The 20,939-nt window shown below is 57.9% G+C and carries 11 protein-coding genes and 1 tRNA gene; 8 read left to right on the top strand and 4 right to left on the bottom strand.

Translation table 11 applies throughout. From position 1 onward, the window contains the following. Positions 1 to 180 precede the first annotated feature (180 nt). Entirely contained in the window at positions 181 to 738 is a 558-nt protein-coding gene (locus tag ACQKLP_RS13100) for a dihydrofolate reductase family protein (RefSeq protein ID WP_427323199.1), read from the top strand. 68 nt (positions 739 to 806) lie between these two features. Here ACQKLP_RS13100 and ACQKLP_RS13105 read toward each other — a convergent pair whose 3' ends face one another. Continuing rightward, positions 807 to 2,018 (bottom strand): NAD(P)-dependent oxidoreductase, encoded by a 1,212-nt coding sequence (locus ACQKLP_RS13105; protein WP_427323200.1) that lies wholly within the window; start codon positions 2,016 to 2,018, stop codon positions 807 to 809. Between ACQKLP_RS13105 and ACQKLP_RS13110 the strand changes: the two genes are divergently transcribed. The 6 genes from ACQKLP_RS13110 (at position 2,008) to ACQKLP_RS13135 (ending at position 17,734) form a co-directional block, all read left to right on the top strand. Next, positions 2,008 to 2,421, top strand: a complete 414-nt coding sequence (locus ACQKLP_RS13110; RefSeq protein ID WP_427323201.1) for an iron-sulfur cluster co-chaperone HscB C-terminal domain-containing protein — start codon at positions 2,008 to 2,010, stop codon at positions 2,419 to 2,421. The genes ACQKLP_RS13105 and ACQKLP_RS13110 overlap by 11 nt on opposite strands. 11 nt (positions 2,422 to 2,432) lie before the next feature. After that, positions 2,433 to 2,519, top strand: a tRNA-Leu gene (locus tag ACQKLP_RS13115). Positions 2,520 to 2,680: 161 nt separating this feature from the next. Further along, entirely contained in the window at positions 2,681 to 3,574 is an 894-nt protein-coding gene (locus tag ACQKLP_RS13120) for a helix-turn-helix domain-containing protein (RefSeq protein ID WP_427323202.1), read from the top strand. Between the two features lie 84 nt (positions 3,575 to 3,658). After that, positions 3,659 to 4,039: a nuclear transport factor 2 family protein gene (locus tag ACQKLP_RS13125; protein ID WP_427323203.1), complete on the top strand. Its 381-nt coding sequence runs from the start codon at positions 3,659 to 3,661 to the stop codon at positions 4,037 to 4,039. A 363-nt stretch (positions 4,040 to 4,402) separates the two neighbouring features. Further along, positions 4,403 to 16,921, top strand: coding sequence for a gliding motility-associated C-terminal domain-containing protein (locus ACQKLP_RS13130; RefSeq protein WP_427323204.1), 12,519 nt, complete (start codon positions 4,403 to 4,405; stop codon positions 16,919 to 16,921). A 78-nt stretch (positions 16,922 to 16,999) separates the two neighbouring features. Then, positions 17,000 to 17,734 carry a hypothetical protein gene (locus ACQKLP_RS13135; RefSeq protein ID WP_427323205.1) on the top strand — a complete coding sequence of 245 codons (735 nt, stop codon included), beginning with the start codon at positions 17,000 to 17,002 and terminating at the stop codon, positions 17,732 to 17,734. A 156-nt stretch (positions 17,735 to 17,890) separates the two neighbouring features. On the opposite strand, the gene ACQKLP_RS13140 is transcribed toward ACQKLP_RS13135, so the two are convergent. Then, positions 17,891 to 18,127 carry a hypothetical protein gene (locus ACQKLP_RS13140; protein ID WP_427323206.1) on the bottom strand — a complete coding sequence of 79 codons (237 nt, stop codon included), beginning with the start codon at positions 18,125 to 18,127 and terminating at the stop codon, positions 17,891 to 17,893. Positions 18,128 to 18,288: 161 nt separating this feature from the next. Here ACQKLP_RS13140 and ACQKLP_RS13145 point away from each other — a divergent pair, with 161 nt between their 5' ends. Continuing rightward, positions 18,289 to 18,516, top strand: a complete 228-nt coding sequence (locus ACQKLP_RS13145; protein WP_341839463.1) for a helix-turn-helix domain-containing protein — start codon at positions 18,289 to 18,291, stop codon at positions 18,514 to 18,516. 162 nt (positions 18,517 to 18,678) lie between these two features. Here ACQKLP_RS13145 and ACQKLP_RS13150 read toward each other — a convergent pair whose 3' ends face one another. Both ACQKLP_RS13150 and ACQKLP_RS13155 read right to left on the bottom strand, forming a co-directional pair. After that, positions 18,679 to 19,869, bottom strand: a complete 1,191-nt coding sequence (locus tag ACQKLP_RS13150) for a M20 metallopeptidase family protein (RefSeq protein ID WP_427323207.1) — start codon at positions 19,867 to 19,869, stop codon at positions 18,679 to 18,681. A 7-nt stretch (positions 19,870 to 19,876) separates the two neighbouring features. Beyond that, a complete protein-coding gene (locus ACQKLP_RS13155; protein WP_427323208.1) occupies positions 19,877 to 20,914 on the bottom strand; it encodes a dihydrodipicolinate synthase family protein in 1,038 nt (345 codons plus the stop codon). Positions 20,915 to 20,939 lie beyond the last annotated feature (25 nt).

Consider the following 20,939-nt stretch of genomic DNA (forward strand, 5'->3'; position numbering starts at 1 on the left):
GGTCGGGCGTTAGATAAGCAGTGCCGGGACCGTGCCGGCGGATAACAATATCTGAAATAAATGCCGTATTACCCAGTAATTTGATGGGTTATTGTAGTGAGGCGGTATTCCTGATCAGCTAACGGCCATCGTTCTTGACCGAATTGCTTAACTTGAGTGGCAACAAACAAATGCTATCCCATGAGAAAACTCATTTTCGCCATCAATATGACCCTGGACGGTTGTTGTTCCCATACCAAAGGAACCCCGGGCGTGGAGGTACATGATTACTTTACAGCGCTTTTAGGGGAAGTCGATCTGATGGTATACGGTCGGATCACTTATGAATTGATGGTGCCTTTCTGGCCGGATATCGCAAAAAGCAATGAGGCGCCCACAAAGTTTATGCTCGATTTCGCAAAAGCGTTCGACGCAATCCCGAAAGTCGTTTTCTCCCGGACGCTGGAGCGTGTAGACGACCAGAATTCCCGCCTCGCCAAAACCGATCTGGCCACGGAAATAACCCGGTTGAAAAATGAGCCCGGTAAAGGCATCCTGGCCGGCGGCGTTGCATTGTCTGCTGAATTGCTGGAGCTGGGACTGGTGGATGAGTTTATCGTGGTGATACACCCGGTGGTGGCAGGAGCGGGGAGGCGCCTGTTCGATACCGCGCAACTGCCGGACCAACTGGCTTTGAAGCTGGAGGAAACGAGGACCCTGGAATCGGGGCACGTGGTGTTGCGGTACAGCAAACTTTAGCAGGGAATAGATATTGTAAAAGCCCCGGGAATAAACGCCCGGGGCTTTTTTAGTATCTGGAATGGCCGTTACACGTTCCCCTCCGCATACGCCTTCATGTAGGCATAACGGTCGGTGAGGTGGCCGTTGGCCACGATGGTCGCTTTTTGGATCATTTCGCTGCCGCCGTTCACCAGGTCGTCGAACACATATTTCATCAGGTGGTCGCCGAAGAACTGTGATGCATCGCGCGGAAGCTCGTTGGGAAGGTTGCCCACACACATCATGGTGACGCCTTCCTTATCGTAAGGTGCGATCCTGTCGCGGTTGGTGCGGTGAACGCCGTACACGGGGTCTTCTATGGTAGCGTCTCCCAGGTTGCAGGGTACAGAACCGCCCTGGTCGTCGGTAATATCGGCGATCACCTGGATGCGGAAATTCTCCTTCGCCAGGTCGTCCCAGGTAAACAGCGGCGCAATATCCTGGTCCCAGTAAATCCCGTTCATGAGCACGTCCGAACAGGTAACGTAGGGCAGGAATTTGCAATCGTACTGTTCGGGATGGGCGTGGAAATCTTCCCGGCTGTACGTTTTGTCGGAACGGCGGAGGTACAGCTCGCCCGCTTTCAGTTGGGTGTAAACCGGGTAGGCGTATTCGTTGATGAGGAATTCGTCGGGCGGGATGTATTTGATGCCCAGGAGCCCCATTACTTCCAGGATGCCCGCTGTCACGCGGCCGGAACCGGTGGTCACGATCTTGACGGGCGGGAGCTTCACGCCGAAATAATGGGTGATCAGCTCCTGGAAGTCGTGGCATTCATATACCCGCTTGAAATCGAACAGGCCCGTCCGCCGTCCGTATTCCAGCAGGCCGTTATGCGCGCCTACGACGCCGGCGAAGAACCCGAACCCGAGGATGCGCTGCCCGTCGGGATGCACGAGGCATTCGTAATCGATGAGCGAGATGTTGCGTTCCAGGATGGTTTGCAGCATTTCGCGGTTCTGGGGCTGGAGTTTTTTGGTATGCGAAAAGAAAAGGTACGTTTTTCCGGGGATGAGCCTGTCTTTCGGTACTTCCTTGATGCCGAGCAGGATGTCGCAATGCGACAGGTCTTCAGCAACGTGGATACCGGCGGAGCGGTACTCATCGTCTTTGAAGGCACGGTGCGGCGAGGGCTGCACGGTGATCTGCACGGTGGGGTAACGGGAAAGGATCCACTGGCATTGCTGCGGGGTGAACGCGACGCGGTTATCTTGCGGAATTTTCTCTTCACGGATCAGTCCGATTTGAATGGAAGCCATGATTGTTTATTGGTGTTTGGATCGAATGCTGCAACATTACTGTAAATTTGCTTTTTTGCAAAATCAGATGGAGGTACTGAAACGATTCGAGGGGCTGATGGGCCCCGGAGAGAAATACGCATTGCCGGAAATATTCATGTCGGAGATGCTCGAACTGAACAGCCAGTTGTTCGAACTGGAAAATAGCGGGGACGAAGCGGCGGTGCTGCAATTGGGCAGCAGGATTTCCGGGTGGATGCAGCACCTGGCCGAAGACGTGGAGCCCGCGCTGGCAGCCTTTGAGAACAGCCGCGCCAGCCAGGGGCAAATCACCCTGCTGAAAGAATGTTTCGTCAAGCTAAAATATTTATTGCGGATTCAACAAAGAATTTCTACATTTGCAACCCGCGATAAGGCTTCATAACCCGGTCGCATGCCCAGATGGCGGAATTGGTAGACGCGCTAGACTCAAAATCTTGTTTCGGCAACGGAGTGCAGGTTCGATTCCTGTTCTGGGCACCAAAAAAAAGCCTGATATCCTTCGAGATGTCAGGCTTTTTTCATTTCTGATAATCTTTTCCATATTCTCCAGATCATCCCTTCCTATTTTACCCGACTGTCATCGCCCGGAAGAATTTTTCAATCCGGATAACCGATCGGTTCGTATGCTGTAAATTTATACCATGCACAAGCGGGAAGACATTTCAGGCTTTTATGAACGTATCCATTACCTGCCGCCGGATAAGATCGCGACAGACAGGCCGCATATCAATGTTTTTGAGCGCGCCGCCTGCATCAACGCCACGCCTTTCCGCCGGAGGGATTATTATAAAGTGACGCTGGTCCTGGGGACGGGCAGGCTCGATTACGCCCATCGGTCCATTTATATCGACCGCCCGGCGCTCGTGTTCTCCAACCCCATGATCCCCTACAACTGGATACCCGACCCATCGGAACAGGGCGGCTGGTTTTGTATTTTCAACCAGGCCTTCATCCGGCAACGGGAAAGCCTGCTGACCCACCTGCCCATGTTCCAGACCGAAACGGATAAGGTATTTTTTCCCGATGCAGCCAGCGTAGCCGAGATCACGGCCTTCTTTACCGCCATGATGCGCGAGAATGCGGAGCATTATGTCCACAAAGACGATGTACTGCGCAATTACCTTCACCTCATCGTTCACCACGCTTTAAAAATGAAACCCGCCGGGGATTACGACCGCGACCTGAACGCCGCCGCCAGGATCACCGGCTTGTTCCTGGAGCTTCTGGACCGGCAATTCCCCATCGAATCGAACCGGCAGGAACTGCAGCTCCGCTCCGCAAATGACTTTGCCAGGCAACTTTCCCTGCACACCAATCACCTGAACAGAATGGTCAGGGATTTTACCGGGAAAACAACGACGGAGCACATCGCCGCCAGGATACTCCTGGAAGCCAACGACCTGCTGCTCAATACGGATTGGCCGGTGTCGGAGATCGGCTACTGCCTTGGGTTCCGGTATCCCGGTTATTTCAATAGCTTTTATAAGAAGCACACCGGCACCACACCCAATGCGCTCAGGAAACATGCGGTTTGAATTGTAGAAGTATCCGATTGAAAAGTCGTATTGCATCATCGTACGCCTGCATAATTTCGCTATAGCAACGCAAAAGCCTGACGTATGGAAACTACAGCAAACAAGACAGCGATGGAAGCGGAAAAACAATCCATCCTGGTTCCCATTAATGATTACCTGGAAGGCCGCCCGGCCAAAGACACCGAACGGCTCCGGCGCGCCTTTCACCCGGATGCTTTCATTAGAATGGTGGTAGATGGAAAATTGGCGGCGTGGACGGTCGCGCAATACCTCGATGCCGTCGCCAACGCGCCTGTTCAGGAATGCCAGCCTGAAATGCTCAGTTATTCCTGGGATGGGGACACCGCATCCGCCCTCGTACAATTGACTTTCCCCACCTTCCGGTTTATAGACCGGTTCAACCTGGTGAAGCTGGACGGGAAATGGCTGCTGATCGACAAGCTTTCCTATCGCCAACCGGTATAGCCGGCGATCCCGGGTAATTTAATATGATGGGTTTTGGCCCATCGGCAACGAACGGGGAACGGTTTACCTTCGGGCCTTAATTTGGCACAAAAAAACGTTTCCAAAACTGATGGAGCCGGGCAATCCTGCCCGGCTTTTTTATGCCCCAACCCGAACGCCGCAGGATGCGCCGGCCAGAGGAGGCTCCCTTCCCGCGAGGTTAAAAAATCACCGCTTTTAAACAATCCCGCCACCTAATGCGTTGATTCCTATGATTTGAGATAATACCGGAACCTACGAATACACCCGTGTTACCCGAAAGATTGCCCCGATTAGGCCGGTTCCGGTCAGGTTATAGCAAACGAATCCAATCCTGTTAGTCGTATGGCGAGAATGTTACGTATCCTGAAACTTAGTGTTCCTTCCCGGGCCAAGTTGCCGGGTTTCTTGTCCGCCGCCCTCCGGGCCCTGTTACCTGCCGCGTTATTGCTGGCATTGTCGGGGAACCTGCGGGGACAGTCGTGCACCGGCTCCCTGGGCGACCCTGTTTTCCTGGAAACCTTCGGCACAGCACCTTCCACCGCCCGGCCCTCGCTGGGGCCCGCGCTTCCGGCGGGGATGACGACCTACATCCAGTATTATCCCGGCCTGGGCGGCAGGCCCATGGGGCCGTACCCCGGGCAATACGTGATCAGTAACACCACAAGGGGATACAACAACACCTATTTCGTTGACCGGCCAGACCATACCACAGGCGATTTTACCGGACGCTGCATGGTAGTAGACGCGGAAGCTACGCCGGGCAGATTCTATGAGCGCACGATCACGGGGCTTTGCGCAGGCACCACTTTCGAGTTTTCCGCCTGGATCATGAACATCAACCCCAGCAGGGGCGTAGCTAACCCGAGCCTCCGCTTCGATATCATGGATGCGAACAACCCCAACGGTACCCCGCTCACGCAGGTGTCTACCGGGCAGGTAGCGTACCAGTCGCCCGGGACCTGGGTGCGGCTGGCGGGCCTTTTCCAGATGCCGTCTACCACCAGCTCCATCATCCTCCGTATTTACAGCAACACGCCGAATAGCAACGGTAACGACCTTGCGCTGGACGATATCGCCTTCGCCGCCTGCGGCCCCCCGATATCCTTTACCCAGGGCGCAGGTACGGTTTGCGCCGGCGGAAATACAAGTGTGAGCGTTTCACTGCCCGCGGGCAGCTATTCGTCGTATTACTTCCAGCTGCAACGCCGGCAGATAGGCACCACCAACTGGGAAAACATAGGCACCGTCGTGAACAACGGCGCCAGCAACCAGCGCACATTCCCCATTACCAATGCGCAGGCCGGCTTTGAATACAGGGTAGAAGCCGCCGGCGGACAGGCGGAGATCTATAACGCCAATTGCCGGGTAGTGTCCGACCCGCTGGAAGTGAAGGTGATCGATTACAGCGTCGCTATTTCCGGGAATTCTCCGGTTTGTTATAATACCTCCACTACGCTTACGGCCACCGTTACGCCGAAAGCCGGAACGGGGACCCCGGCTACAGGATTCACTTATGTTTGGGAGTCGAGCCCCGCAGGCGCCAGTAACTGGTCTGTAATGCCCGGCCAGACCGGGTCTTCACTCAATACCGGCGCCCTTACCGAGCCCCGCGACTACCGCGTGACCGCTTCGGTTGCCGGGTGCCAGGGAGATGGCGTTTCGAATATCTTCACCGTGTCGGTAGACCGCGAACTGGCGATGACGCTCGGGAGCCTGGCGCCCGTTTGCCAGGGCACCACATCCGTCAACCTCCCTTATACCATTCATTCCGGCAGCCCGGACCGCTATTCCATCACGAGCGCCAACCTGCCGGGGTTTCAGCCGGTAACGCTGGCCAGCCTGCCGGCATCGCCCATCCCTGTGGCCATTCCCGGCGGAACGGCGCCGGGCACCTACAACTTTACGATCACGTTCAACAAATCGGGCGTCAATTGTAACTCGCCCGCATACCCATTCTCACTGACCATCGACGCACCGCCGTCGCCTGCTGTGGCCGGGCCCGACCAGGACCTCTGTGCGGTAACGTCAACCCAGCTGGCGGCCACTCCGCCTGCGGTGGGACAAGGCACCTGGACGATGGTGAGCGGCCCTTCCAGCGTTACTTTCAGCGACCCGAACAGCGCCACGGCAACCGTTTCCGGTCTGGTGCCAGGGGCTTACGTGCTGCGGTGGACGGTCGCCAACGGCGGATGCCCGCCTGTTTCTGACGATGTGACGATCGGGATCGAAGCGCAGCCAACGCCTGCGAACGCGGGTCCCGACAAAACGCAATATAATTCTGGGAAATTCGTCAACCAGGCCAATAGCCCCACGAATGGCGCCGGTACCTGGACGGTCATCAGTGGCAATGCCGTCCTGGGAGATACCCAGGACCCCTTCACCACGGCCACACTTGCACCGAACACGAGCGCCACGCTGGTATGGACGGTCGCCAATAACAATTGCCCGCCGTCGACGGACACGGTAGTGCTGCGATTCGTGCAGCAGGCCGATATCCAGATCGAAAAAACGGTGGTGGAAAACGGGCCGTATATCGCCGGGCAGGATTTCTCCTACAGGATCGTGGTGCGCAACGCCGGACCGAGCAACAACCCGGCGGTGCTCATACGCGACGATCTTCCCGCTGCTTTCATTCCCGCAAACATACATGTGACGGCAACCGGATCGGCCGCGATACTCAGCAACCAGTCTGCAGGCCGGTCGATCGTCGTGAATGCGGATATTCCCGTAGGCGCGTCTACGATCGAGATTTTGGTGGAAGGGAAGATCGACCCCGGTTTTGAGGGAGACCTGACCAATACCGCCACGGCCACTTCGCCCGACATTCCGGACCCGGACGGTGCTTCCAGCACGGTGACGGTGCCGGTGGTGCGGCGGCCATTCTTCGAGGTGCTGAAACGTGCGCCTTCGTCGGCGGTTGCGGGTGAGGAGATTTCGTTCGGGGTTCGGGTTGGCAATACCGGTTTGGGCAATGCGGAAAATACGGTCTTCACCGATGTGATCTCCCCGAAAATGAGCAATGTGCGCTGGTCGGCGGTGGCTACCGGAATGGTGAGCATCGTTTCTGGCGCCACGGGAACGGGAAGCACGGTCAGCATAACGGCGAATTATCCTGCCGGCGATACCGGCCGTTTATATGTAACGGTTACCGGAACGGTGAACCCGGACGCCACGGGAACGATCGAAAACACGGGAACGGCTACACCTTCCGAGCCGACGGTAGGCCCCTCGCAGTCGAATACCACATCTACGCTTATTATCAGCAGCCCCGGGTTGCTGATCGACAAATCGGGACCTGCGAGCCATACGGCCATAGCAGGCGGCCCCATCAGCTACACGATCGTGGTCGTGAATAATGGCCCGAGCGATGCGGTGAACACCGTCATTACGGACAACGTGCCTGCCGAGATATCGCAGGTGCAGTGGACAGCCACTGCAGAAGGTGTTGCATCCATTACAGGCGGCAATTCAGGTACGGGCAATGCGGTTAGGTTGACAGGGAATTTCCCGGCCGGCAGCTCCAACCGTATCGTGATCCGTGTAAACGGCACCGTTAGCCCCGATTTCTCGGGAACACTCACCAACACGGCTACTGCCACGCCTTCGGAAGCGGGTGCAGACCCGGTTTCGGACATCGAATCCACCGTCGTTTCCAAAGATGTGGACCTGACGATCGTGAAAGCCGGGCCGGCGTTCGCGGTTGCCGGCGAGCAGATCGCTTATACCATCACCGTTTCCAATACCGGCATATCCAATTCTTCCAACTCAGTGATCCACGACCTGCTGCCCGTTGGCCTATCCAATGGCAGCTGGACCGCCACCGTTACGCAAGGCACGGCAGTGATCGTGAGCGGCGCCTCCGGATCGGGAAATACCATCGACGTAACGGCCAATATGAACGCGGGCTCCACGATCACGATCGTTGTGCATGCCACCATCGTTCCCGGCGCCACCGGCGTTATCCGCAATACATCCACGGTAACGCCTTCCGAGCCGGGCACTTCACCGGTTACGTCCAACGAAGTGGTGACGGAATTAACTTCCCGTGCAACGCTGACGATCGATAAATCCGGGCCGGACAACGCTTCTGCCGGAGATCAGATCACCTACGTCATTACGGTCGGCAATGCCGGACCGAGCAATGCGCGGAACATTACGGTGACGGACGTGGTGCCGGCTTCGGTTACGCGCGCCACCTGGTTTGCCGTAACATCGGGCAATGCCATCATCACCAGCTCGCCCACCGGAACGGGCAATAATATTTCTTTGACGGCCAACATCGATGCGGGGCAGAATAACCTGGTCAGGATCACCGTCACCGGTACGATCAGTTCCGATTTCGACGGCACCATCACCAACACGGCTATCGTTACGCCATCGGGCACCTCCAGTACGGGCGATACATCCACCAAGGTCACGACCGTTCAGCGGGTCCCCGTGCTCGGGATCATCAAATCCGCAGTAGATACGGTTTTGGCTGGAGACAGCATCATTTATAATATCGAAGTCTTTAATACCAGCAACGCTTCGGCGGAGAACGTCGTGATTACGGACGTGGTGCCCGCTTCGATCAGCGGCGTGAGCTGGACGGCCAGCCGCAGCGGACTGGCAATTGTTACCAGTGGCGCCACAGGAACAGGGAATAATGTGTCGGTGACGGCCAACATCCCGGCGGGCCCGGTGCATCGCATCCTCATTACGGTGAAAGGGAAAACGAGCCCCGCAACATCCGGGCAGATCGAGAACATCGCCACGGCAACGCCTTCGGAGCCGGGCGCTTCCGCCGTTTCCGATACGGCAACGGTAGTGGTGCAGCGCATCCCTGAACTGATCATCCAGAAAACGGGGCCGGCGAAGTTGTCGGCCGGGCAGCAGATCGTTTATACCATAAGCGTCCGCAACAATTCACCGTCTGACGCGCAAAACGTTTCGATTACCGACCTCATTCCGGCGCAGGTGACCAATGCGAGCTGGACGGCGGTGGGACAGGGGGCCGCCACGATACTCGGCGGCGCTTCCGGAACGGGCAATACTTTGGCCGTGCAGGCCAACATCCCGGGAGGCAATACCGCCGGCAACGTGGTGCTGATAACGGTTACCGGAATTGTGGACCCGCTGTTCAGCGGCAGCTTCACCAATACCGCAACGGCAACGCCTGCGGAGCCGGATGCGCAACCCGTTACCTCACAGCAGGTAACAACCACCGTCACCCGCGAAACATCGGTAATGGTGCGGAAAAACGGCCCTGCGTCTGCGGCGGCCGGGGAAACGATCAGTTATACGCTGATCGTGACCAACGGAGGCCCCTCGGCCGTGCAAGAAGTGCAGATCACCGACGCGCTGAACGCAGTGTTGACGAATACGGCCTGGTTCGCCACCGCAACGGGCGGCGCAACCATCACGGCCGGCGCTTCGGGAACGGGGAACAGCCTGCTGGTGAAAGGCAGCATCCCGGCGGTGCAGGGAATGATCACCGTCAACATCACGGGCTCCATCCGCCCGGATGCAACGATCGATACGATCCGCAACTTCGCGGTGGCGGTTTCTGACGAAGCCCCCGGCAAACCGGTGAACTCGGATACGGTGGTGACCGTGCTGAACAAGGTACCGGGCGTGCTCATCAGCAAAACCGGACCTTCCAGTATTTTCGCCGGCGGCACCATTGTGTACAGGGTGCGCATTTCCAATACCGGGCCCTCCAATGCGCGGGGCATCGTTATCCGGGATACGATCCCGGCAAATATCATCAACCCGGCCTGGACCAGCTCCGCCACCGGCAACGCTGCCGTGCTGACCGGCGCCACCGGTTCGGGTAATATCCTGGCGGCTACGGGCGACATTGCGGCCGGCTCCGGGAACGAAATTACCTTCACCATCACGGGCCAGGTGGCAGACAATTTCGCGGGCACCTTTACCAACAGGGCCGTGGCAGACCCGGCCGAGCCCAATACACCGCCGGTTACATCTTCTGTAACTACCAACGCTACGAAACAGGCGAGGATCAGGATTGAAAAATCGGGCCCGGCGGTGACGGAAGCCGGTACGCCGGGAGAATATGTCATCCGCGTTACCAACGACGGACCCAGCCGTGCAGATAATGTGACGATCAAAGACGTGCTGCCGCCTCAAATCCTGCAAGCGGTTTGGGCGGCAAGCGGCAGTGGCGGCGCAACGCTTACCGGGCCGGCTTCCGGCAGCGGCAATGTTTTGACAACGGCCAGCATCCCGCCCGATCCTTCCGCCATCATCACCATCCTGGTGAGCGGCGTGCTCGATCCCGCGTTTACCGGCACTACGTTCACCAATACGGCCATCGCGCTGAATGATCCGTCTACCACGCCGGTCGGTGGCGACACGGCTTCGGTCACTACGCTCGTGAACAGGGTCGCCAATCTCAGGGTAGTAAAAGCCGGGCCGGCGAATGCAGCCGCCGGTGAGCCGATCGAATATATCATCCGTGCTTATAACGACGGGCCTACCGAGATTTTCGGCGCCGTGTTCCAGGACATTGTCCCGGCGAGCATCCTGAACGTTACCTGGACCGCCACGGCACAGGGCAGTGTAACCAACCTGACGCCGGTTTCCGGTAACTCCAATAATATCTCGCTGACGGCCGATATGCCTACAGACGGGGCCAGCTTTATCGAAGTGATCGTACGGGGCGTAGTGTCTCCTGCGATGGTGAACGGCAGCACGATCTCCAATACCGCGAGCATCAACCTGCCGGCCGGTAGCAACGCCACAGACCCGAACCCGGCCGACAATTCATCTACCGTGATCACCGTGATCGACAACGATCCCGTGGTGCGCATCGGTAAAACCGGGCCGGCGATCACAAACGTAGGGGATACGATCCGTTATCGCGCGGTGATCTCCAACGGCGGCTCGGGCAATATCACCGGCGCCATTATCACAGATAATGTTCCCGCTTCCATCCGCGTATACGATTGGACGGCCACCGCAACCGGTACCGCAACGGTGACGGGCGCCACATCGGGCGCCACCAACGCAGTGTCTACAACGGGAGACATACCGGTGGGCACGGGCAATACGATCGTGCTGAACATCGCGGGCGTAGTACTGGAAAGCGCGGGGAATACCATCGTGAATACGGCCAGCGTAACCGCAGGCTCGAACAAGGAAAGCTCCGTAACCACGTCCGTCAACCGTTCCACCGATATTTCCATCCAGAAATCCGGACCGCAGGCCGTGAATGCGGGTGAGGTGATCAACTACGTGATGGTGATCCGCAATCATGGTAAAGTGGGCAGCGACGATATGCTTATCGAAGACCAGATACCCGCTGCCATCACGAACGTGACCTGGACGGCCGAAGCCTTCGGCGATGCATCTATTCTCGATTCCGCAAGGATAGACAGCAGCGGCAACCTGATCCGCCTGCCAGCGAAGATCGGTCCGGGCAAGGCGAACAATTTTATCGTCATCGCAGTGCGGGGCATCGTGAACCCCACGGCAGGCGGTACCGCCATCACCAATCTCGCCTCCGTGACGCCGAACGATATCACCGATTACAACCTGCCCAATAACCAGAGCGTCGTTATCACCGGCGTCGGCCAGTTGACAGGACTGATCGTCCGCAAGACCGGCGCGGCCACCGCGCAGGCGGGCAGCGATATTTCGTACGATGTCGTGGTGATCAATAACGGCCCGTCAGACGCTACCGGTGTAAATATCAACGACGTTGTACCGCCGGAAATCACCAATGTGAAATGGGATGTAACCGTTTCGGGCGCCGCCATCATCACCGGGCCATTCACCGGCACGGGCAATAATGTGGCTACTTCCGCCAACATCCCCGGCGGCACGGGCAACCTCGTGATCATCGGCATCAAAGGCACCATCGATCCCGACTTCGCCGGTACCATCAAGAATATCGCGGTGGTGTCTACACCGGGCATTCCGTCCATTTCCGATTCGGCCGTCACCGTTGTGGACAAGCAGGTGGCGCTGAAGGTGCGGAAAGACGGCCCGGCAAGGGTCACCGCCGGGGACGTCATGCAATACGTTATCACCGCCAGCAATGCCGGTCCGGCGAATGCCCGCGGCGCGGTGATCACCGATACGATAGATAGCAGGCTGAACAACGTGGTTTGGGTGGCTATGGCGGTGAACGGCGCAACGGTGACCACGGGCGCCACCGGCAGCGGTCCGCAGATCCGTGTAACGGGGGATCTTCCCCCCACGCCGGGTGCGGCCATTACCATCATTGTGAGTGGCGAAGTGGCTGAAGACGCGACAGGCACGCTGGTGAATACCGCTACGCTCGCAGGCAGCGAACCGGGCGATGTTCCGGTGGTTTCTCCGCCGGTGAACACCGTCATCGACCGGAAAGCGAATTTGTCGATCGTGAAATCCGGGCCGGCTACCCTGCATGCAGGCCAGCTCATCGGGTATACGCTCAACGTTTCGAACGCAGGGCCGAGCAGCAATAAGGGTATCAGCATTACCGATGTTGTGCCGGCCAACATACACGGTACACAGTGGATCGTGGCGAGGGCGGATGCAGGCGTAGTGGTGAATTCCGGGCAATCGGGAACAGGTAATAACGTGAATATTTCGGCAGACATGCCTGCGGGAACGTCTATGCTGGTGTTTGTGGAAGGAAGGGTAGACTCCTCGTTCGCAGGCACGCTCCTGAACACGGCGTACGTCATTCCGTCGGAGCCCGGCAGCAATCCCGACACCTCCTCTGTACAAACCCTCGTCACGCTGCAGCCCGAGGTGCAGATCACCAAATCCGGGCCAGCCAGCATTGTGGCGGGATCCAATATCACATGGGTAGTAACGGCTACCAACAATGGCCCGAGCCTCGCTAAAGACGCGCATATCCTGGACGCCGTACCGGCCGCCGTGACCAACGTAACGTATTCGGCCGCGGTTACCGGTAACGCGCAGATTACCGGCCCGACGTCCGGCACCGGCAGCCCGATCGATATGACGGTTACCATCCCGCCCGGCGCCGGCCATAGCGTTACGCTTACCATCAACGGCACGCTGCTGCCCGATTACCGCGATTCGCTGTTCAATACGGCCATCATCCGGCCGGCAGAGCCGGGCGCAGTTGCAGATACGGCCACGGTGGTTACCAGGGTGGAAGTGGAGCCGAGGATCGTGGTCGAAAAGAGCGGTCCGGCAGTTGTCGTGGCGGGCCAGCCTATCCGGTATATCATCCGCGTCAGCAACCAGGGACTGAGCAATGCGCTCGGTACGGTGATTACGGACGTGGTGCCTTCGGTTATTACCAATACTTTCTGGACGGCCGTGCCCTATGGCCAGGCCACCGTGGTGAGCGGGACCGGCGCGATTTCGAACAACGTAGCCGTGACCGCCGATATTCCGGCAGGTGTAGCCAACGGCATCATCATCACTGTAGACGGCATCGTTGCTCCGAATGCGATCGGTACGATCGTAAATACGGCTACGGCCACACCGGCAGAGCCGGGCGTACCGCCGGCAAATGCTACGGTTTCAACCCAGGTCACTTCGGAATCGCATTTGTCGATCACGAAAACCGGCCCGGCAGAAATGAGCCGCGGAGCGCAGGCGACTTATACCATCAGTTTCTCCAACGCCGGCCCCAGCGATGCGAACGGCGTAACGATGATAGACACGATCCCCGATGTGCTCGAAAATGTGCGATGGACGGTGCTTACGAGAAAAGGCGCCGTTGTGACCAACGGCCAGAGCGGTACCGGGAACATTGTTACGGTGACGGCAAACTTCCCGGCGGCGGACACCGCTTCGCTGACCGTGCTCGTAACGGGCACCGTGCGGACCAATGCGCCGGACGGCACCGTACTGAACACGGCGCATCTCATGACACCCGGACAAGGGGAGATTTCTTCGAACACGGTGTCGAGCATTATCAAGGCGCTCGCCGATGTGTCGATCCGCAAAACAAGCCAGCACGAAGCCTATGAAGGCTCAACGATGTTGTTCGAACTCGAAATCGAAAACCAGGGCCCATCGCCGGCCAACGGCGCCATTGTTCGCGATACCATCCCGAACAGCCTGGCAAACCCTGTGGTAACGGTGGTTTCCAGCAGCGGCGGCGTTGCGGGGATTTCGACGGGCGTGAACGGCAATGCGGTGATGGCGACCATCGGCACGCTGCCTCCTGGCGGCAAAGCCACGCTTCGGATCGTGGCCACGGCCGTAACGCCGGGGACCGTCGTGAATGCAGGGCTCATATTTACGCCTGCAGGCGTTCCCGACAGCGACAGCTCCAACAACATCAGTACGGCTACTTCCTTCATCCTGGCGAAGAGCAAGCTCGCCATCGATAAAACGATCAGTCCGGCTACCGGGCCTTATTACCCGGGAGAAACGCTGACATATACGCTGACCGCGCGCAATGAAAGCAGCCGCGGCGTGAATCCGGTTCAGGTAACGGATACCCTGCCCGCCGCATCGCTCGTAACCGATCCGGTATACAGTGCGCCGCCGCAGGGAACTGTTACGTTCAACCCCGCAACCCGTGTGCTGACGTGGAATGCAGGGCTGGTGAACCCGTTCTCGGCCGTGAGCTGGAGCTACCAGGTGACACTGAAAGATACCGGCATGGTACGGAATGCGGCTTCGGTGACGGGCCCGCCGGATGTTTCCACCCCGGATACATCCACCGTTATTATCGATGTGGACCCGCTGGCCGATCTCAGGATCGTGAAAACGGGCCCCGCACAGGTATACGTGGGCGGAGCGATCAACTATCGGCTGGAAATCTTCAACGACGGCCCCGCGGCAGCCAATGGCGCCACGGTGAAAGACACGCTGCCGGCAGGCCTGAGCCAATTGGCAGTACGAGTGGTGTCTGCATCCGGAGGCGCGGCGAACGTGCAGGCTTCCCTCAATGGACAGATAGCCGGGGCGGTGATCGGGACATTCCCGAATGGAGGATCCGTTGTCCTGGAAATCACCGGCATCGCGCCGGACCAGCCTGGTACCGCAGTTAACACGGGCTGGGTAAATACGCCAACGGGCCTGAAGGATAGTGACAGTTCCAACAACCGGAGCACTTCGGTGAATACTACCATCGTTGAAAAGAACAGGCTGGAAATCGCTAAATCCGTGGCGCCGCCGAACGGCCCGTATTACCCCGGCCAAACGCTGACGTACACCCTGCGCGCCACGAACCACGGTGCGGCAGCGGTGAGCCCGGTGACGGTGGTGGATACCATCCCGGCGACAAGGCTGGTTACCGATCCTGCATTCGGCACACCGCCGCAGGGCACCGCGTCTTTCGACCCGGCCACCCGGTTACTGACCTGGAACATCGGCACGCTGAACGCCGGACAGACCTTGGACTGGACCTACCAATTCACCCTGAAGGATACCGGCACGGTACGCAATGCTGTGTCCGTCACGGGGCCGCCGGATATTTCAACGCCTGATACGTCTGTCGTCATCATCGATACCGATCCGATCGCCGATCTGCGGATCACGAAAACCGGTCCGGCACAGGTGTATGTGGGCGGAACGGTCACTTATCAACTGGAAATCTTCAACGACGGGCCCTCAGCAGCGGATGGCGCAACCGTGAAAGATACCTTGGCGGCGAACCTTAGCCAATTGGCGGTGCGCGTGGTGTCTGCATCCGGAGGCGCGGCGAACGTACAGACTTCCCTCAATGGACAGATCGCCGGAGCGGTGATCGGGACATTCCCGAACGGAGGTTCCGTTGTCCTGGAAATCACCGGCATCGCGCCAGGCCAGCCTGGCACCGCGGTGAACACGGGCTGGGTAAATACACCAACGGGTATGGAAGACAGCGATAGCTCGAACAACCGGAGCGCATCGGTGACCACATCCATCGTTGAGAAAAACAGGCTGGAGATCGCTAAATCCGTGGCGCCGCCGAACGGCCCGTATTACCCCGGCCAAACGCTGACGTACACGCTGCGCGCTACGAACCACGGCGCAGCTGCGGTGAGCCCGGTATTTGTGGTAGACACCATCCCGGCAGCGCGACTGGTTTCCGATCCTGTGTTCAGCGCACCGCCGCAAGGCACCGCCTCCTTCGACGCCGGCACCCGCTTGCTGACCTGGAATGCCGGGCAGCTGGATGCAGGGCAGACGGCAGTCTGGACTTATCAACTCACGCTGAAAGACACCGGAACGGTACGCAACGCCGCCAGCATTACGGGCCCGCCGGACATCTCCACGCCGGACACGTCAGTAGTGATCGTGGAAACGAAGCAGTATGCGAACCTGAAGGTGATGAAGAGCGCCGTGGCGCCGCAACCCCTGAGCGTGGGAGGCATCATCCAGTTTACCATCACCGCCTCTAACCAGGGCCCGGACGGCGGTACGCAGATCGAACTGCGCGATACCCTTGCAGCGATGCTGAGCGATCCCATCTCGCTGACAGCCAGCAAAGGCCTCATCAGCTTCCGTGAAAACGGCCGCATTATCATCTGGACGATCCCCGCCATGGCGAACGGTTCCACCGAAACGGCGACCTTCACCGCGAAGCTCCTGAACGGCGAAGCCGTGGTCAACAGCGTGAGCATCAAAGGCAGGGAAATCGATATCGACCTGAGCGACAACCGCTTTACCATTGCGCCGATCCCCGTTACGGGAGACGATATCTTCATCCCCAACACCATCACACCGAATGGCGACGGGCGGAACGACCAGTTCAAGATACCGGGCATCCAGCGGTACCCGGGCTCCGTGCTGACGGTCTACAACCGTTGGGGCAACCTCATCTATCAGAACAAGAACTACGACAATACCTGGGACGGCGGCGGCCTCAGCGAAGGCGTGTACTATTACATCCTGGAACTGAAAACCCCAACGGGAACACGCCTCCTGAAAGGATGGATCGAACTGCTGAGATAGTGCTATACTTTTCAACTTCCGGAAAACCCGCGCTTTGCCGCGGGTTTTCCTTATTTTACAGCAAATCCCCTTTTTCAGATGAAACGCCTGTACCTCGTTAGCTGCATGTTCCTGCTCTGCGCGCAATCCTATGCACAAAAAATGGAGTTCCTCCGCAAATCGGAGACGTTCCGGAAAAACGGTAAATCCAATGCATTTCATTACTGGTCAGTGGCGGATGACACGCTGGGCCTCACTTACGTAGCCACACTGCAGGCACGGGGCACCGCCATGAACGGCGGGAAAAACCTTTACGAGCTCTGGCTCGGTTGCCTGGTGAAAAGCCGTAAAACCGGTGCGAATGCGTTCATATTCCGGTCTTTCCAGGACTCGGACTCAACGCAGCCGGTGCTGGTGCTCGATCTCTACTTTGCCGACGAAGCCGCGATCGCCCGGAACGATGCGCGGATGGAAAAGAACGTCGTTTATCTTTTTGGGAATAAAGGCAAACCCATGCCCGTGAAAGTGAACGGGGAGGATACGGATATTCCCGCCAATGCGTGGCTGCGGTATGAAACGCCGGCCGGCAATGAATTGAAACTATCGAAAGGTGGCGCGGGCGGAGCGCATATTACGATACGGCCGAAAGAAGAACAGGCGGTGGAATATTTTTCCGTATCAGGATTCGGGCTGGGAGGAATGGTACCGCCGCCCGGTACGGTGGGACTCAGTTTCAACACCGGGCGGATTTCGCCGGTGCCGGTGGATTTCGGGGGATTGATGCTGGAAGTGATGAGAAAAACGGCGCTTCCCGGCGCAGCCGTATCGCGTTGACAGATAACGCCACTGCGGGTTTGTCGTGGTGGAAATACGATATGAAAAATGGGCTCCCTGTGCCAGGGGGCCTTTTTTATGCCCGTACTCACTGGTGATGGGCGGATGCCCAGCGGATTTCAGGAGGAGCGGGGATAGCTTTGCGGGACGATGGGATTATTTACCATCGTCGTGCCGGAGCATGATGTCTGCTGGGATTTTGGCGTGGGGCCGGTAATGTTGCACCACATACATTTTATCGCCGGCGGGGATCACCTGGCGGGAAAGATCGGGTTGAAAAAGATGCACAGGGCCGCTAACACTGATAGATGCATGTGTGATGCCATCTTCAGCTAGACTGTCGATAAATGCTTCGAGGATATTTTTCAATTGCGTGGCCGGGTTATTTTCCATGAGCAAGATTTAGGTCAAAGGGAAACGCCCAAAAAATGGCGCAGCATTCAATTGCCGCAAGCGCCTGATGCGCTGGATATTTATAGCAAGATAAGTGAAAAAATGCACGCAGCCTCACATACGAGGTCAATATATTTTCTGCTTTTCTTCAATTTGGCCGGATGGATGAAATCCGGGACGATAAATTGCTGAAAGCCCTCGGCGCGCGCTTTAAACGGCTGCGCGAAGAAACGGGCATGAGCAACCGCGAGTTCGCGGATCGCGCCGGCATTGGCCATGCACAAATCAACCGGATAGATACCGGGCAGGTAAATGTGTCTATCAGCACCCTCAGTGCCATCGTCAAACAACTTGGTATTTCACTCAGTGAATTGTTCCAGGGTTTGTAGGGTTATCGCCCAACTTTTTCTTCCCCTCATTTATACAAACAAGTTTGAGTTGTTCCCGGAACGGATTCCGTTCTGCATGACCGCGTTAGTTGGCTGGATCGAAAACAACTCCGGCCGCATCTTGAGACGCGGCCGGATATAAACTTTGGCATATTGACGGTTTTACGAAGCGCCCAGCGATCGCAGTGCCAGCCAGGCCATCAGCCCGGCGCCGATCTCCAGCGATCGCTCGTCGGCATCGAAAGTTGCGGTGTGCAGCCCGGACGTAATGCCGCGTTCCTCGTTGCCCACGCCCAACCGGTAAAAGCAGGCGTCGGCCACCTGGGAATAAGACGCAAAATCTTCCGCGGCCATCCAGATGGGAAGGTCCACCACATTGTCTGCGCCCATGTATTCTTCCGTAAGCGCACGCACTTCGGCCGTCAATGCTTCATGGTTGATCAAAACGGGGTAGCCTACACGAATATTCACATCGCAGCTTCCGCCCATTCCTTCCGCGATGGCATGCGCCAGCTTACGGATCCGGTCGTGCGCATCGAAGCGCCAGGTTTCGTCCAGCGTGCGGAAGGTACCGTCGATAATTACTTTATCGGGTATGACGTTGTGCGCGCCGTCAGCGATCACTTTACCGATCGATAAAACCGACGGCATGGTAGGATTGGCGTTGCGGCTCACGATCTGTTGGAACGCGATGATCATGTGGCTGGCGATGATCACGGGGTCTACGGTGGTGTGGGGCATAGCGCCATGGCCGCCCTTTCCGTACACTTCGATATAGATCTCATCGGCACTGGCCATATATCGCCCCGCCCGCATCCCGATCTTGCCCACCGGCAGTTCGGGCATAACGTGCTGCCCCAGAATGCGCGCAGGCGCGGGGTTCTGCAACACGCCTTCCTGGATCATCAGGCTCGCCCCGCCGGGAATGCATTCCTCGCCGGGCTGGAAGATGAACTTCACCCGGCCGGAAAATTCGTGCCGCAATTGCAGCAGGATTTCCGCAACGCCCAGGAGCGAAGTGGTATGGACATCGTGCCCGCAGGCGTGCATGACTCCGGGGGACTGCGATTTGTAAGGCACATCGTTCAACTCTGTGATCGGCAGCGCATCGATGTCGGCGCGCAGCGCAATCACCGCGTCTGACGGGCCTTTCGTCCCCTCGATTATCGCCACGAGCCCCGTACCCGCCATCTTTTCGTACGGGATGCCCAGCGCATCGAGCTTTGCGGCCACGAATGCGGCGGTTTTCTCTTCCATGAACGATAGTTCCGGGTTGGCATGCAGGTGCCGGCGCGTGGCAACGGCCTTGTCCTGCAAACTGCGGGCGATGTCCCGGATCTTTTCCTTCAGCATATATGCATTAAATTTTGTCCTTTTCGAGGAACGCGCGCACGAATTCATCGTCGGTATGTTCCGGGTATTCGCGCATCACCCTTTCGATTTCTTCTGCCTGGCCGGGCGACAGCACTTCATGATCGCTCAGGCACCAGGTCCCTTCCATCAACCCCTGTTTCCGTAACACTTCATGCAGCCCGGCTATGGAGCCTTTGAAGGAATGGGAGGGGTCGAACAGCGCCGCGTTCATGTCCGTCACCGCGATATTGGTGCTCAAAAGGCCCATATCTGTGGGGTTCGACCGGATCTGGTTGAACAGCTCCACCACTTTGCTGGTCCAAACCGACCAGTGGCCCAGCAATCCGCCGGCGAAACGTTTTTCCACGATCTTCCCGTTCACGGGAATGCGGTAGGTAGTCAGCAGGTCGGCCACGATGTTATCGTCGTTCCCCGTATACATCGCGATTTCGTCGCAACGTTCGGAATGGCAGACGGCGCGGAACACGTCGAGCGTCTGGTAGCGGTTGAACGGAGCCGTTTTGATGGCGAGCAGGTTGGGAATGTCGGCCATCCGGCGCCAGCAATCGTAACTCAATATACGACCTCCTACAGAAGGTTGGAGATAAAATCCGAAAACGGGTATCACCTCCGCCACGGCCGCCACATGTTCAACGAGCCGGGATTCGGAATAGTCGTTCAGTCCCCCCAGGCTTACGAGCCCGATATGATACCCAAGGTCCCTGGCGATACCGGCTTCCTTCAAGGCTTGTGCGGTAGGCCCGGCGATCCCGGCCACGCGGATGAACGGACGGCTGAGCTGTGCTTTATCGATCTCTTCGGCGGCGAGCCGGAGCACGCGTTCGTAGAGGTTATACTGTGGCCAGCGGATCTCGAATTGGGTGGTGTGCACGCCTACGGCCACGCCACCTGCGCCGGAGGCGATGTAGTAGCGGGTAAGCCGGCGCTGGCGGGCTTCGTCGAGCTGCCGGTCTTCCGTGAGTGCCAGCGGATGGGCAGGAATGACCGTGCCGCTGTAAAGCAGTGATTTGATGGATGCGTCCATATGTATGCGAATCGTAGTTGTGTTT

This window comes from Chitinophaga sp. NPDC101104, assembly GCF_050277495.1.
Lineage (GTDB): Bacteria > Bacteroidota > Bacteroidia > Chitinophagales > Chitinophagaceae > Chitinophaga.